The sequence below is a fragment of the Exiguobacterium sp. SH5S4 genome (genome assembly GCF_004337045.1).
Lineage (GTDB): Bacteria > Bacillota > Bacilli > Exiguobacteriales > Exiguobacteriaceae > Exiguobacterium > Exiguobacterium aurantiacum_A.
In genome coordinates this window covers 107,357-121,308 of record NZ_SJUQ01000005.1, presented here as the reverse complement: position 1 = coordinate 121,308, position 13,952 = coordinate 107,357, and the positions used below count along the sequence as shown (strand labels likewise).

Sequence of the window (13,952 nt, the reverse complement as noted above, 5' to 3'; positions counted from 1 at the left end):
GTCGTTCGTGCGAGACGTCCTCATGGGCGGTCTCATCGACGGCGAACAGTATGCCTATGCGTGGATCGAGAAGACCGCTCCCCTTCCGAAGTCGCTTGGAGACCTTGATATCGACAACATCAAAGAGATCAACGAGATGGACGACGAAGGGTTCCAGGTGTCGATGATGTCGCTCCCGACCGACCATATTCGTATCGTCGGACGGCGCAACAGCTCTTACGTCATCGCCTTCGACCTCGATTATTTCGAATCCGAGGTGACGGAGAGCAATAAAATGTCACTTTTAAAAGGCTACCCGAAAGAGATCCGTGAGGCGTACCTCGAGTACAAACGTAAACGAACAGCCGACACACGGTGGAAGGTGCTGGATAACGACAAAACCTTCGCCGTGAAGTTCCGCGCGAAGATCAGCGAACCACATGGTCGTCCGATCGGACTGGCGGCCATCGACGAGATCGTCTTCAAGGAAGCGTTACGGAAGACAAAGCAGAACGTCATCAATGAGGTCAACAACGAGATCATCGTCCAGACGTTACCGGAAGGCGAGAAAAAAGGGCAATCCGCCCTCACGCAGAAACAGCAACAGGCGCAACACGGATTCGTCCGTGACGCCGTCCGCTCGAAACGTACCTCGACAGGGACGACGGTCGTAACGGTCGCCGCAGGGACGAAGCTTGAACGGTTGAAAGCGAACACCGACATCTTCGACTCGAAGGACGACACGATGACCGCCATCTCCTCGTCGCTCGGCTTCGCCGCATCCCTCTTGAACGGGATGGACGGGAACTACTCGTCGCAGCAAGGAAACGCATCGCTCGTCTCGGCACAGGTGTTCGAGATGATCGAACAGATCGAGTACGAGCTCAACAAGATCCTCAATGCGAACATCATCAAAGAGAAGTCGTATGACGTAAGGATCTCGTATCTCCCGATCACCCACCTGAACCGTGAGGAACAGGTGAAGAACGCGAAAGAGCTCTACACGCTCGGACGTGGCTCGCTCCAGGCGTGGATCGCGGCCGCAGGTTGGAGTGTCGACGTCTATCTATCGATGATGGATCACGAGCTCCAGCAAGGCTACGAAGACAAGTATCCGATCCACCAGACCGCCTACACCGCCTCACCGGGCGCAGAAGGCGGCGAACCCGACAAGGGTGGCCGTCCGAAAGACAATGCGACCGACAACGAGAGCACTCTCAAAGGAAAGTCGAACGGGACGAAAAAAACCTGACGACATTGAGAGGAGGTGAAATTAATGCTTAAAGTCTTAGAATTATCGAATCTCGACAAGAAGACCGGACGCCGCCACGCGAAGATCGTGTTGCACGAGGTGTTCGAGTCGGAGTCGAGATGGAACAAGAACGGGATCACATGGCTCGAGCCATATGTCTCACAAAATATTGGCTCTGCCGTCGGACAACCGTTCGTGGCAGAGTTTTTTGATTCCGACCAAGACTACCCGTGGGGGCATGGAAGCCAGAAGATCGTCAACGGCGAGTTGCAGTTCGAGAACTCGACCGTCGTGGGTATGATCGAGAAGGCGTATGTCGAGCGGGTTGATGTGAATGGCAAAACCATTCTGGCGGCCGTAGCAGAGGGTTATCTTTTTGCGAACCGCTATCCAAACTTCATGAGCTGGATGGATACAAAACGTACCGAAGGGTCTCCTATCGAATCATCCGTCGAAATCTCGAGAACGTCTGACAATCAGGCGATCATCTATCGGGACGGATGGAAAGCGGAAGGACGTATCCCGACGACCTACGAATATATCGGTCACGCCATCCTCGGTGTCACACCGGCGGATGACAGCGCGGTCTTGTTGGAACTCAATACAAAGAAGAAAGGGGCATTTACCGCAATGGATTTGAAAGAATTGCAAAAATTGGCAGAAGATCGTCTCGTCGAGCTCAACGCATTGAACGCGAAGCTTGAAGAGATGAATACGGCCAAAGCAGCGCTTGACGCAGACCTTGAAACAAAAGTCGCTGAAGTCAACACGCTCGTAGAAGAAGTCAAGTCTCTCAAAGAGACGAACTCGACGCTCGAGACTTCGAAAGAAGCCATCGTCACAGAGTTGAACAGCTACAAAGAGAAAGAGGACGCGGCGAAACTCGAAGAACTCAAAGCTGAGTTCAACAGCAAACTGGGCGCTTTCGAAGAGTCGGAGAAAGTGGTCGCTGAAGTCGAGATCAACGCCTTCAACGAAACACCGTCTGTCGAACTCATGAACAAAGCGGTCGCCAAGATCAACTCGGGCATCGTCGCGAGCATTTTGGAAAAACGTACCGTCGAAACGAACAGCAAGGACAAAGGCGCAGAAATCTTCGAGTCGTTCAACCAAAAAGACGACGAAAAAGATGACGTCGAAGTCGATATCTATTCATAATTCAATCTCAATCACACAGGAGGCAACACAGCATGGCATTTAAACCATTAACGATCGGCGGATTCAAGGCCGTTAAAAACGACCCGACTACCGTCGCAGCAGTCGACCTTATTCAAGGTCAAGCTGTCGTACTAGACAAGCAAGCAGGGGAAGCAAAACTTCCAACAGCAGACGGAGCACAAGGCAACGACCTTCATTTCGTCGCAAACATCGATGTTCACCCTGAAATCGTCTTTGCGAAGAACGAAGTCGAAGTCAAAGCGGGCGAATTCGTCCGTGGATTCGAAGTCGCATCACTCAAAGGTTTGGAAATCGAACTTGGCGGAGCGGCACTCAAAGACGAAGCTCGCGCGAAAGGCGACAAACTCGTCGCTGGACTTGACGGCAAATGGGAGAAGAAGGCTGACGTCACAGGCCACGCCCTTCACCTCGAAGTAACTGCATTGACTACATACCGTGGGAAAGGTGTTATCGCGATCGTTCGCGGTGCATAATCCACTACACTAGGAGGAAATTCGTAATATGAAACTTACAAACGTTATCGAGACGAACGGTTTTGTCGACTCGTCTAAATTTGCAAAAAAAGAAAAAACTAAGATCGTAGAAGTATTCTCTGCCGCTGTCTCAGGTCAATCACTCGAAGGCTTCCACCCTGACGTCGCTAACAAAGCGATGGCTCGCATCAAAGAGCTCTCTGAATTGTCGCAAGCAGGAGACATCCACGCGAAAGCCGAACTCAACGAGATCGTTCGTTGGACGGTACAGCCTAAATTGCTCGAGCGCTTGGAACTCTTGAGCGTACTCTCGAACTACAAGAAAATCGGTTATGACGAGCAAGCACTCGTTCAGACGTACAAACATGACGTCCGTTCGCGCCGTCAAGCCGCATCAGGCGACGTGCCGTTCGGTTCAATGGAGAAAAAGGATACGCTCGTTCAGACACACACGATTTCTGCCGGTTTCGCCGTCAACTACCGTGAAGTCCAAACAGGCAACCTCGACCGTCTCGGTGAGCACATCCAACAGATCCAAGTCGACCTCGGAAACAAAGCGATCGGCTTCGTATATGACGAGTTCTACAAACAGTTCAAAGCACTCGAAGGCATCAAATACTACGCTGAGACTGCCGGCTTGACTGGTACGGCTCTCGAAGACTTGATCAAGAAAGTTCGTCGCTTCGGCCGCGTATCGCTTCTTGGTGACTACGCAATGGTATCGCAGATCTCTGACTTCGTCGGATTCAAACAAGACGGCAAGACTGACGCGACTGCACGTATCGCGGACGCTGCGCTCGAAGAAATTCGTCGCAACGGTATTGTCGGTGGCTTCCGTGGCGCTGACGTCGTCGAAGTACCAAACACGTACAACCTTACTGAAGTCAACGCTGATGGCGACAACTTCGAGACATACCTTCCAGAAGACTTGCTCTTCGCAGTACCGAACGGCAACGTCGTACCGTTCCATACGGTTCGTCGTGGCGAACTCGCTTCTGCTTCAGGCATTGACATCGTGACTGGTCAGAACATCACACGCTACGACCTCGAGATCGGTGCATTGGTCGACCCGTTCGCAGTTCAAACTGTCGGCGTCATCAAAGACACGAACCTCTGATTCGTTAACTAACGAAATCAAAAAACAAAATCTCTTAGGATGAAAGGAAGTATTTTTTTATGACATTGAAACCCGAAGACAAAGTATTGGTGAAAAACTTGTGTGCATGGCCGCTCTATTTCAAACGGCTCGAAGGACATGGGGATGTAAAGATCGCAGAGAACGGGAAAACCCGTCTCTCAGTGGAAGAGGTTCAAGCTCAGGTAGACACGGGCAACAAATTCTTCATCGGTGAGGACGGTCGTGGTTCAAACGCCCGTCTCTATATCGACAGCAAAGAACTTCGTGTGGCGCTCGAATTCGAGCGTGACGCAACGACTGTCGTCAAACCCGAAGAGGAAGAAGACGCCCCACCGCTCAACCAGAAGATCGTAACAGAAGACGCCGTCAAGAAAATCCTTGCGCTCAAGACGCAAGCGGCTTTCGAGAAGCGTGTGAAAGAAGAGATCGTGACGGTAGCGGAGAAGGCGAAACTTCTCGAGGTCGCCAAGAAGACGAAACTCAATGACCACAGCAAACTCTTGTTCATCGAGGAATACACGGAACTAAAAATCAACTAACAGGCGGTGATGCGACATGGCAACCTATCAAGATGTCGTCCAAGCCTTCCATAGTCACTTCGATACACATAAACCGACAGATCCGGGAATCCGAGAGCAATGGTTCACCAACGCTCTCGCCCGTTTCGAATTAGAGTTGTATCCAATCGACGTGGATTCGAATGGAACATTTTTGACGGAGATCGGTCGCACAGAGACCTATCTTCTCGGGAAGCTCATGTTCGCGGAATACCAACATCGTGAGCTAGACCGGACGATCAAGATCAACAATATCGTAGGAAAAGACATTTCCCTCAACTCGATGGGAGATACGAAGCGCGTCCTTCAGGCCGCTTACGAGTCCACGCAAGACGACATCGCAGTAACCTTCTCGAAGTTACACAACCGAGAGTTGGAAGTCTACGATGTATGACGTCAACGAACAGGCTTGGTTTACGAGCCCACAAACACACCGTCAATTGAGCGGACTCGAAAGAGATGAAGCGACGAACCACCTGCAAGGAACGATGGCCGAGGTCATCGAGCAGTCGATCGAATCAAGGGACACGACGATCACACGCTACAATGGGACGACAAAAGAGCAAATCGATTTAAAAGTGGTGGCACAGTCCACCAACAAAACCAATCAACTCAAGTTCTTATGCGTCCGTGGCGATCTTCGTGTCGGTGACGAGCTGTCTTTTGACGGCTTGCACTACCTGATCGTGACACCCGAGACCCAGACACCCATGTACGACCGCACTTACGGACTACGTCAGACACAAAGTCTGAACATCGCCAAAGAGACGAAGGTCGCGACAGGGCAAAAAGATCCGATGGGGAGACCCGTCTATCAGACCATTACGACACAAGTGGCGATCCGCTTCGCGTTCGAACCTCTGTCGAGAGACGGAGAGGACACGGAGTCGGGCGCTTCGATCAACCAACCGGGTGGGAAAGCCTATTTCTACGTGCAGCTAAGTCCCGAGACAAAAGCATGGAAAGAGCTAGACGCGATCTCCATCCTCGGGAAACAATTCAAGATTGTAAACATCGACCACACGAACACACTCGATAACGGTTCTTACGGCGTACTTCGCGTCGAGGCCGCTCGAGATGTCGTGTAGTTAGGACGTGGCCAATGCACAACACTTACGAAACCATCTACTACAAGTCTTTGAGGGGAAAGGTGTTCAAAATACTTCCTCTCTACGAAACGAATAATGACGGGCTTGCCCGTTATATCGCCTCCCTCGTCCTTGAGATCGAGGGATTTTTGTATCGGATCGAGTCAGAGGAATCCACCCAAGAGGTGCTTAGTATTCTCTCGACGCTCGAATCGCTCTACGACATCTCTTTATTCATGGATATTTCGCACGAAGACGTGAAGTCTGAGATCTTTAAATGCCTGTCGGTCATCAACCGGCTGGTCGAACGAGAGGAGGGGATGATTCGTGAACACGATGAACGCCATGATCGCAATCGAGCAGAAGTTGATTTCGGATGAGACACTACTCCGGTTATTGCATTATGCGCCGGAAACGTTCTACGACGATCCCCTCTCGACAGACAAACCGAACCTTGTGGATGTGGATTCCGACGACTATTGGTCGCTCGTGAAGAAACATATCAAGAAGACGCCATATGTGGACGACCTGACCGACGAACGAATCGGTCGGGTCATTTTTTATATCGGGGATACGTTCCCGACGGACGAGAACGCAGATTTTCATGATGTGCGTCTCATGTTCGACGTCTTCTGTCATCACAGTTTCGAGGAAGGCGACTATCGGCTCGAGAAGCTGATGGATCATCTACATACGTCCCTGAAAGGCTACAAACTTTATCGCACCGACAAGGATACGGCAGAGAAGATCGGTATCGGTCAGATCTCCTATCTCGGTAGCGAACCGCTCGGGACTGTCCCTGGCTATATCGGCCATCGCATGACATACACCGTTCCGATCATCAACGGAAGGGTTGGTCGTCGTGGTTCGAGATATTGACCGTCTCAGATTCCTGATGGGTAAACCGACGGACTATGACGGGTTCATGGTTCGCCTGCCGACCGTCGCAGAATTGGCTCAATTGGAGCCGGGCGAGCTCAACCGCATCACCGCCATCTTCCTCTCGTCTCCCGAAGAGATCTTCGAAGGACAAGACGTTCCCGAGGAAGAGGTGGCGAGTGCGGTCATGCCGTTCATCATCCTGCAAAGCAACAACGAGCTCTACGGGGCATGTATCAAGATGCTCGAGACGTTCTTCGGCACGACGTTCGACAGGGAGACCTCTCTGTCTGAGGACTATCTGCTGATCGACGGACGACCTCTCACTCGCGAGGCATGGGACGCCATCCGAACGTTGGTCACGGAGATCAACGATTGGGCGGTCGCGAAGGAAGTCGAACCCGAGTTCACAAGCGATAAAGCACGAGAGATTTGGATGAAACAACAGAAGGCGAACGCCATACGCGCAAAGATGAACAAGAAGGACGCAGAGTCTTTCGAGTCCGTCGTCTACGACATGGTGTCCGCAATCTGTTCCAAGTCGCACTCCGTCAACCATCAAAACGTGTCGGAACTGAACATCGTTCAGCTTCGAGATCATCTGACAAAACTCATCGAGATCGAGGTATACGAGTTGAACATGATGTTCGCCGCTCATGGAGCGGATATCAAGGATAACGAACACTGGTCTCAACGAGAGAAAAGCAAGAATAAAACCTAAACATTAACTGGAGGAAACACGCATGTACGGATTACGCGACATTGTAGATTTAACTTTTTGGACACCGGACGCAAACGGGAAAGAGCGCCCGGAATTTATCATCGACTCTTTGAAGTCGGCAAGTGTAGAAGGTGGAGCTGAGACGACCGACCTTCGTGGTGGACGTGGTAACGCGCTCTACACGATCTTCGAGTCACAACGTGACATCACGGTCGAATGTACGGACGCATTGCTCATCCCTGAATTGTTCGCTGCTCGTATGGGCGCAGAACTCAAGAAGTTCACGGCTTCTGAAACAGGAGAGATCCGTAAAGCAGAACAGAAAGCGTTCTCGAAACAGGTCGACCTCGGAGTCGCAGCGTTCAAACTTGAGCGCACACCGAAAACTGCTGCTGAAATTGGCGCAGAATTCATCTCTGTCGACGGCGACGTCACACCACTCGTATACTCTGCAACAGCAGTCACGAGCGCAGATGCAGACGAGTTCTCGTATGACGAAGTGACGAACACGGTCAACTTCTCTTACGCAGTCCTCGACAAAGACGGCATCGTCCGCGTATGGTACGTCGCAGAAGTCACTTCTGGCGAACAGATCGTTGTCGACTCAGACAAGTTCGCTACGAAGACATACCGCGTCACTGGCGACTGCTTCGTGAAAAACGTTGAAGGTTCGCAAGAGCGCGAAGTTCCTGCTCAGATCGACATCCAACGTGCGAAGTTCAACTCGGCGTTCTCGCTCGCTTTCGCACCAGACGGCGACCCACAGACGTTCAGCTTCACGCTCCGCGCACTCAAGACGCCAGGTAACACTGAGCTCATGAAGATCACAATGTACGAATGATTCACCCTCAGAGAGAAGGACTTTCCTTCTCTCTTTTCTTTTTCTATTCGTTATAAAAGTTCTAACATTAGAATCTAAAAGTTCTAATTGTAGAAATTAAATGTTCTAACATTAGAACTTTCATAACTGATGGAAGAACCGTACAACGTTCTAACATTGGAATCTCTTTGAAAAAAAGGTGGTCGCAAGAATGGCTAAGAAACTACGTATGAAGGACTTGAACGGTCTCAACGAACTATATAAGGTCACGGAACGAGTCTGGCTCGTCGAGGAAGAACTGTACGTCGACGTCCGTCAGATGATCCGCCCGTCGGAGATCGACACGATGCTCGGTGAGATGTTGGCCGTCGTCAACAAGGCGCAGGAATTGGAGCTCGACGACATGCTAGACCCCCACTTCATCGACGACGTCATGATGTGCTTCATGATCAAGCATTTCACGACGACGGAGTTCCCGGAGAAGATGCACCAGATGGAGGTCGAGGACGTCCTGTCGGCCTTGAAGGAAATGATCGACACCGACTATTACGAGAAGATCGCCAAGGCGTTCCCTCAGACGGAGACAGAGAAGATCTACGAGCGGATGCTCGACCGATATAAACAATTGGCGGTCGCCTCGCGCACCGCAACACTCATCGAGAAAGCGTTCAAGGAAATGCCGATCGCCAATGATGAGATCAAGAAATTGATGACAAATGTCTAACCACACGTTCATCAAGAAGGACAAGGAGCTCTTCAAGGCGCTCGAACCGATCTGGTATAACGCCATCATCAACCGGGACGCCTGGCGCTACATTATCACCGAGGCGATGGTCAACAACATCGAAGAGCTCGTGTACGAACGATACAACCCGACCCTCTACCGCCGTCGTTTCGACGGGATGGGCGTCGGGGGAAGTTACGGTCTGGCGCACAAACAGAGCCAGGTCGTCGACTTCCACAAAGGGTCGATCAGAATCACCAACTCGGCAACAGGTCAGAACTACGACAAGTTCACCCGTACATACGAACCGTCGAACGTAAGACTCTTACCGATCATCGAGTCCGGCGAAGGGTACTCGTGGAAGAAGTCGCAGATCGCACGAAGCAAACTCGCCCGCCCCTTCACCCCCTCCGTCATGGCACAACTTCAGAAGACCATGCCTCAGGCGATCACCAGTAACAAGCTCAATAACACTGACAACAAAGTGGTTCGGGACGATTATCTCCCGTTCTAAAGTTCTAATGTTAGAACTTTAATATTCTAATGTTAGAAACTGTTTGTTCTAACGTTAGAACAAAACTATCGACAAGGAAGTGAGAAATATGGCGCTAGCAATCGTCACCGACGAGATGTGGAAGAAGGTCGTCAAGTTCAACCGCGACATCGCTGAAGAGTTCCTGGAACAACAGCAACACCTCTCGCCGCAGACGCTCAAACAATACCGTTCCGGTCTCCGGCAGTTCTTTTGGTTCATCAAAGAACGTTGCGCGAACCGTGAACTACATAAGCTGAAACCGAAGGACGCCCTTCTGTTCCAAAACTATCTCATCAACGCAGGACTCAGTTCGTCGGCCATCAAGTTCAAACGGTCGGCCGTGAGCTCACTATGCGGTTACATGGAGCTCTATTATGATGACGAGTATCCGCGATTCAAGAACATCTATACGCGCGCCATCCCTGCCGTCCCGTTGAACAAGATCCACAAGAAAGAACCGCTCACGCCGGACGAGCTCATCAAGCTGTCCGACGAACTCGAGCGTCGCGGGGAGCATCAGAAGCTCGCCTATATCTGGTTCACCTATATGACGGGGTGTCGTCGCGCAGAGGCGATCCAGCTCAGAAAAGAGGTCGTCACCTACGCGAAGGCGCGTGACAAGAAGGACAACCAGAAGGATTACTATGTCACCCACGAGATTCGTGCCAAAGGCCGAGGCAAAGAGGGCAAGGTGCGCGTCTTCCAGTTCGACGACAAGGCGATGTATTACCTCCGTCGTTGGATCGAGGTTCGTGGCGAGGATGACTGCGAAGCGGTCTTCGTCTATAAACGAAAAGGCAAGGTCGAACCGCTCAGTCTCACGGCGTTCAACGACTGGTGTACGGACACGTTCACAGAGATCGTCGGACGACGGGTTCACCCCCACTTGTTCCGCTCGAGCCGGGCGACAAACCTCGTCGTATACGAGGGCAAATCCCTCGAATCGGCGGGCGCATTGTTGGGACACAACAGCACAGAGACCACGAAGATCTATGTCGTCAAGGATGACTCAGACGATATCGATGACGTGTTCAACTAAGAGAGGAAGATGAAGATGAACGAACTTCAAATGAAAAAGTTTGAGTTGGAAGGATTCCACGGGTTCCTGTTGGGTCTGAAGCTGAAAGGCAAACAGAACCGTCACCGTATGCGGATCATCAAAGAGCTCGAGTCCGCGATGGATGCGTTCCAGAAGGATATGAGCGATCTTGCCGAAGAGTTCGCCCTAAAAGACGAGGACGGAAACCCCGTCATCATCAAGAAGGAGCGGGACGGCGAGATGTTCGACGCATATGACATCGAGGACATCCAACAGTTCGCGAAAGAGAAGCTAGACCTGTCCGAAGAGACTTTTGTTCTCGACGGGAAGAAGTATCAGGAAGAACTCCAAACATTGCTCGTTGCAATGGATGAGTCGGAGATTGAATTGAGCGGAAACGAAGCAATCATCGAACAGCTCGTCTATGAACGAATCGAAAAGGCACTCTAATTTTGGAAACTGCTGCTGACCGGTATCAAGATGTCGGCAGTAGCATCGAGAAGAAGAACGAATAACGACAAAAATATAAGAATAAAAGGGGAATTTTAATGGCTAATAATGCTCAAAATTACTCTTTAGTCATGGCTTTCGATGTCGATCGTGCCGTATCGAAAACGAATATGGAGACCGCTCTGTCCGACCTACAAAAGTTGACCAAGAATTTTAACGTCTCTTTACAGGTCGACACGGCCAACTTCGACAAGATGATGAAATCGATGACCGAAGATATCGAGGGAGCGATCGAGAAGAACACGAGGAAGATCATCAGTACCTATACATCTGCCCTCCGTGGAGCTCGTAAGGAACATCGTGACGCGATGCAGTCGACGCTCAAAGAGATCGAACAGATGGCGAGAGATTCGAAGAAGAAGATTCAGAACATCTTCTCCGAACCGATCAAGATCAAGACGAACCTTCAATCGGTATCATCTGCTGAAGCGGCTAAAACGAATCCGGCTCTCGCGCAGAACCAATCGGATGCCAAGGGCGTCAAGACGCTGACAGACGACCTCAATAAAGATATTAAGAAGATGTACAAGGATATCGCAGACGTCGAGCGTGACATCGAGGCGATGGGGAATCGTGTTAAGAAAAGTACGGCCAAAAAATCTCAAGGCGAACTGAAGGGCTTTGCGGTCGAATATACAGATTCGGTCGGATCTCTCAAGAAGACGTTTTATGAGATGCGCGGTGTCGTCGACGAGACGACAGGCGATATCGCCCAGATGCTCATGCAGACGAATGAACAGGTCGTCCGCGACTACAAACGTATCGAAGCCGAGCAAGAGAAGCTTCTGAAGCGTCAAAAAGAGGTTCAGAAACAGATCGACGGCTTCAAACAGAACCGCTTCAACAACAACGGCGACCGGACGGATCTCGAGAAGGATATGAAGAAGTTCGAGAAGACGCTCCAAGGTGCAGACCTCTACGACACAAAATCATTAAAAGAATTTGCTTCGACGATGGATGTCATGGAAGAAAAAACCAAAAATCTTGGCGAAGTGTTCGAACACAAGACGCTTCGCAAGGGACTTCAGAACGAACTGTCTCAGTTGATGACCATCACGGCAGGACTAGAAGACGCCGGTGTCAAACTCGGAAAGTCGAAACAGAAGATCTTCGCAGAGTTCGATAAGAAGATCTCGGGTGTCAACACGGTCGATGAGAAGAAGTTGGTCAACGCCGAGATTCGACGCATGAAGGCTGCGTTCAACCAGGTTCCGGCCATGCTGTCCCGTATGGATTGGGTCGAGAACAACGGACTGGTCGACGAGAAACGGATCAAATCGATGCGGGAACGTATCCGTAAGACGCTGACACCAGAAAATAATGCGGTCATCGGGGTGGGTATTAATGACCTCGCGGCTGAAGTCCGTGTAATGAACGATGCGGCTCGTTATCAGAAGCGTATCAACGATATGAAAAAAGACGGACGTATGGCCGATAAGGAAGGCGTAGAATATACAGAGAGACAAGTCTCAGCGATGCAGCAATCACTCGAAATGCTCAAGAACGACCCGACGTCCAAGCGGATGGCCGAGTTCAAGAAAGAGTATGGGGAGATGCTTCGTGGTCAGACGGGGGTCGATAAAGAATTCCTTGGCAAGAAACGAGGGATGATTGACGGTCTTGACGATATTAGATCCAAATATAAGCTTCTCGGAGCTGACGTTAAACGTCTTGACGATTTCTCGGTTAATATCAATTCTGCGAAAACGATCAAAGAGATCGACGAAATCCGTAAAAAATATAGTCAACTCAAGCGTGAGATGTCGGAGCGTTATCGCGGTGGTGTCGGACAAAAAGAAGACATCGCAAGCGCATCTTCGATGTTCGCCCAACGTGAATCGTTGTTGGCAGAGGTTCGTCAATCGTATAGTCGAGGCATGAGAGGTCGGTACAAGGAAGAATATAAACAAATCCAAGCGTTGGCCAAAGAAGCGGAAGATCGTCTTTCGGCGGTCAGACGAGGAGATAAGGGCGCTTCGCTCATCCAGTCGATTACAGACGACAAAGGTAACACGACATACAAAAACTGGACGACGCAAATGGACGAGATTCAGGCGCGTACCGTCCGCCTACGGAACAACATGAAAGAGTTGCGCGGGGCGACCGACACGGTCGGTTATTCGATGCGTACCGCATTCGAGAAGTTCCCGGTATGGATGCTCGCCTCGAGCGCGTTCTATGCGCCGATCCAAGGTCTGACCAGCATGTACAACATCATCATGCAGGTAGACACGCAGATGACGAACTTGAAACGTGTCATGGACGCCGACACGAACTTTGACGAGGTCTTGGCCGGAAACATCGAGATGGCGAAAGAACTCGGGAAGACGGTCACAGATATCAACTATGCGATGGAGAACTTCGCGAAGTCGGGCAACTATTCGGAAGAACAGTTGAACGCATTGACGAAGACATCTGTCATCGCATCGAACGTATCCGATTTGTCGGCACAAGAGATGTCTGAGACGTTGATCACCGGAATGTCGGTCTTTAACGTAGAAGCGGAAAAATCGATGATGATCATCGATAAGTTGAACGAGGTAAAATGTCTGCCTCCCTTCACAGGAATGTGATTGACGAAATGGTGTATATCGGTGAAACCCCTATCTGATTCAAAGGGCAATACCGACGGAAATCCTAAACAGGAGACCGCTAGAGACTGCCATCACCTATCCAGAACGGATAAAGGTACAGTCCGACCTCATGCGATTCAGAATAAGCATGAGAGGTATGCAGAAATGTATATCCGCCCAAAAGGGTCAGTAGCCGAAAGGTGAAAGTAACAGTTAGAAATTATTAGTTATTTTACAATAATTTCCATGAGATAATTCGTATGCTACAACTACAAAAGACCTGGCAATCGCGATGGGTCGATCTGCGGCCGCCGCAAACACTTACGGCGTATCGATGGACGAACTACTTGGCTATATCACGGCAGTACAGGAAGTAACACGAGATTCAGGAGCGAATATCGGTAGAGTTGCCGATGTAAAATCTTTTCTAATCGACTTGGAACTCCCTCATATGGGACAACAGGGCGCAAGCGTAATGGCAGCGT

The 13,952-nt window shown here is 50.5% G+C and carries 16 protein-coding genes; all 16 read left to right on the top strand.

From position 1 onward, the window contains the following. On the top strand, window positions 1-1,231 hold a 1,231-nt coding region (locus tag EVJ32_RS16180; RefSeq protein WP_161568781.1), incomplete at its 5' end, for a hypothetical protein. 24 nt (window positions 1,232-1,255) lie between these two features. Beyond that, window positions 1,256-2,389: a hypothetical protein gene (locus tag EVJ32_RS05215; RefSeq protein ID WP_131457236.1), complete on the top strand. Its 1,134-nt coding sequence runs from the start codon at window positions 1,256-1,258 to the stop codon at window positions 2,387-2,389. Between the two features lie 32 nt (window positions 2,390-2,421). After that, window positions 2,422-2,883, top strand: coding sequence for a hypothetical protein (locus EVJ32_RS05210; protein ID WP_131457234.1), 462 nt, complete (start codon window positions 2,422-2,424; stop codon window positions 2,881-2,883). 28 nt (window positions 2,884-2,911) lie between these two features. Beyond that, window positions 2,912-4,000, top strand: coding sequence for a hypothetical protein (locus EVJ32_RS05205; protein ID WP_131457232.1), 1,089 nt, complete (start codon window positions 2,912-2,914; stop codon window positions 3,998-4,000). 59 nt (window positions 4,001-4,059) lie between these two features. After that, window positions 4,060-4,560 (top strand): hypothetical protein, encoded by a 501-nt coding sequence (locus EVJ32_RS05200; RefSeq protein ID WP_131457230.1) that lies wholly within the window; start codon window positions 4,060-4,062, stop codon window positions 4,558-4,560. A 16-nt stretch (window positions 4,561-4,576) separates the two neighbouring features. After that, the gene (locus EVJ32_RS05195) at window positions 4,577-4,972 is read left to right on the top strand and encodes a hypothetical protein (protein WP_131457228.1); all 396 of its coding nucleotides are present in this window, start codon (window positions 4,577-4,579) and stop codon (window positions 4,970-4,972) included. Then, window positions 4,965-5,666 (top strand): hypothetical protein, encoded by a 702-nt coding sequence (locus tag EVJ32_RS05190; protein WP_131457227.1) that lies wholly within the window; start codon window positions 4,965-4,967, stop codon window positions 5,664-5,666. The genes EVJ32_RS05195 and EVJ32_RS05190 overlap by 8 nt, the downstream gene beginning before the upstream one ends. A gap of 62 nt (window positions 5,667-5,728) precedes the next feature. Further along, window positions 5,729-6,046 (top strand): hypothetical protein, encoded by a 318-nt coding sequence (locus EVJ32_RS05185; protein ID WP_131457225.1) that lies wholly within the window; start codon window positions 5,729-5,731, stop codon window positions 6,044-6,046. Next, the gene (locus EVJ32_RS05180) at window positions 5,994-6,545 is read left to right on the top strand and encodes a hypothetical protein (RefSeq protein WP_131457223.1); all 552 of its coding nucleotides are present in this window, start codon (window positions 5,994-5,996) and stop codon (window positions 6,543-6,545) included. Before EVJ32_RS05185 ends, EVJ32_RS05180 begins: the two co-directional genes overlap by 53 nt. Continuing rightward, entirely contained in the window at window positions 6,529-7,266 is a 738-nt protein-coding gene (locus EVJ32_RS05175) for a hypothetical protein (protein WP_131457221.1), read from the top strand. Before EVJ32_RS05180 ends, EVJ32_RS05175 begins: the two co-directional genes overlap by 17 nt. Window positions 7,267-7,288: 22 nt before the next feature. After that, window positions 7,289-8,107, top strand: coding sequence for a cohesin domain-containing protein (locus EVJ32_RS05170; RefSeq protein ID WP_131457219.1), 819 nt, complete (start codon window positions 7,289-7,291; stop codon window positions 8,105-8,107). Window positions 8,108-8,297: 190 nt separating this feature from the next. Continuing rightward, window positions 8,298-8,810 carry a hypothetical protein gene (locus tag EVJ32_RS05165; protein WP_131457217.1) on the top strand — a complete coding sequence of 171 codons (513 nt, stop codon included), beginning with the start codon at window positions 8,298-8,300 and terminating at the stop codon, window positions 8,808-8,810. Then, window positions 8,803-9,324 (top strand): hypothetical protein, encoded by a 522-nt coding sequence (locus EVJ32_RS05160; protein ID WP_131457215.1) that lies wholly within the window; start codon window positions 8,803-8,805, stop codon window positions 9,322-9,324. Before EVJ32_RS05165 ends, EVJ32_RS05160 begins: the two co-directional genes overlap by 8 nt. An 88-nt stretch (window positions 9,325-9,412) precedes the next feature. Further along, window positions 9,413-10,384, top strand: coding sequence for a tyrosine-type recombinase/integrase (locus tag EVJ32_RS05155; protein WP_131457213.1), 972 nt, complete (start codon window positions 9,413-9,415; stop codon window positions 10,382-10,384). Between the two features lie 15 nt (window positions 10,385-10,399). Next, window positions 10,400-10,834 carry a DUF1617 family protein gene (locus EVJ32_RS05150; protein ID WP_161568780.1) on the top strand — a complete coding sequence of 145 codons (435 nt, stop codon included), beginning with the start codon at window positions 10,400-10,402 and terminating at the stop codon, window positions 10,832-10,834. 98 nt (window positions 10,835-10,932) lie between these two features. Beyond that, window positions 10,933-13,467, top strand: coding sequence for a hypothetical protein (locus tag EVJ32_RS05145; RefSeq protein ID WP_131457209.1), 2,535 nt, complete (start codon window positions 10,933-10,935; stop codon window positions 13,465-13,467). Window positions 13,468-13,952: the final 485 nt, after the last annotated feature.

Coding starts and splice junctions, on each gene's coding strand:
- EVJ32_RS05165 (WP_131457217.1), top strand. CDS start 8,298: ATGGCTAAGAAACTACGTATGAAGGACTTGAACGGTCTCAACGAACTA.
- EVJ32_RS05155 (WP_131457213.1), top strand. CDS start 9,413: ATGGCGCTAGCAATCGTCACCGACGAGATGTGGAAGAAGGTCGTCAAG.
- EVJ32_RS05150 (WP_161568780.1), top strand. CDS start 10,400: ATGAACGAACTTCAAATGAAAAAGTTTGAGTTGGAAGGATTCCACGGG.
- EVJ32_RS05205 (WP_131457232.1), top strand. CDS start 2,912: ATGAAACTTACAAACGTTATCGAGACGAACGGTTTTGTCGACTCGTCT.
- EVJ32_RS05160 (WP_131457215.1), top strand. CDS start 8,803: ATGTCTAACCACACGTTCATCAAGAAGGACAAGGAGCTCTTCAAGGCG.
- EVJ32_RS05190 (WP_131457227.1), top strand. CDS start 4,965: ATGTATGACGTCAACGAACAGGCTTGGTTTACGAGCCCACAAACACAC.
- EVJ32_RS05145 (WP_131457209.1), top strand. CDS start 10,933: ATGGCTAATAATGCTCAAAATTACTCTTTAGTCATGGCTTTCGATGTC.
- EVJ32_RS05210 (WP_131457234.1), top strand. CDS start 2,422: ATGGCATTTAAACCATTAACGATCGGCGGATTCAAGGCCGTTAAAAAC.
- EVJ32_RS05215 (WP_131457236.1), top strand. CDS start 1,256: ATGCTTAAAGTCTTAGAATTATCGAATCTCGACAAGAAGACCGGACGC.
- EVJ32_RS05170 (WP_131457219.1), top strand. CDS start 7,289: ATGTACGGATTACGCGACATTGTAGATTTAACTTTTTGGACACCGGAC.
- EVJ32_RS05200 (WP_131457230.1), top strand. CDS start 4,060: ATGACATTGAAACCCGAAGACAAAGTATTGGTGAAAAACTTGTGTGCA.
- EVJ32_RS05195 (WP_131457228.1), top strand. CDS start 4,577: ATGGCAACCTATCAAGATGTCGTCCAAGCCTTCCATAGTCACTTCGAT.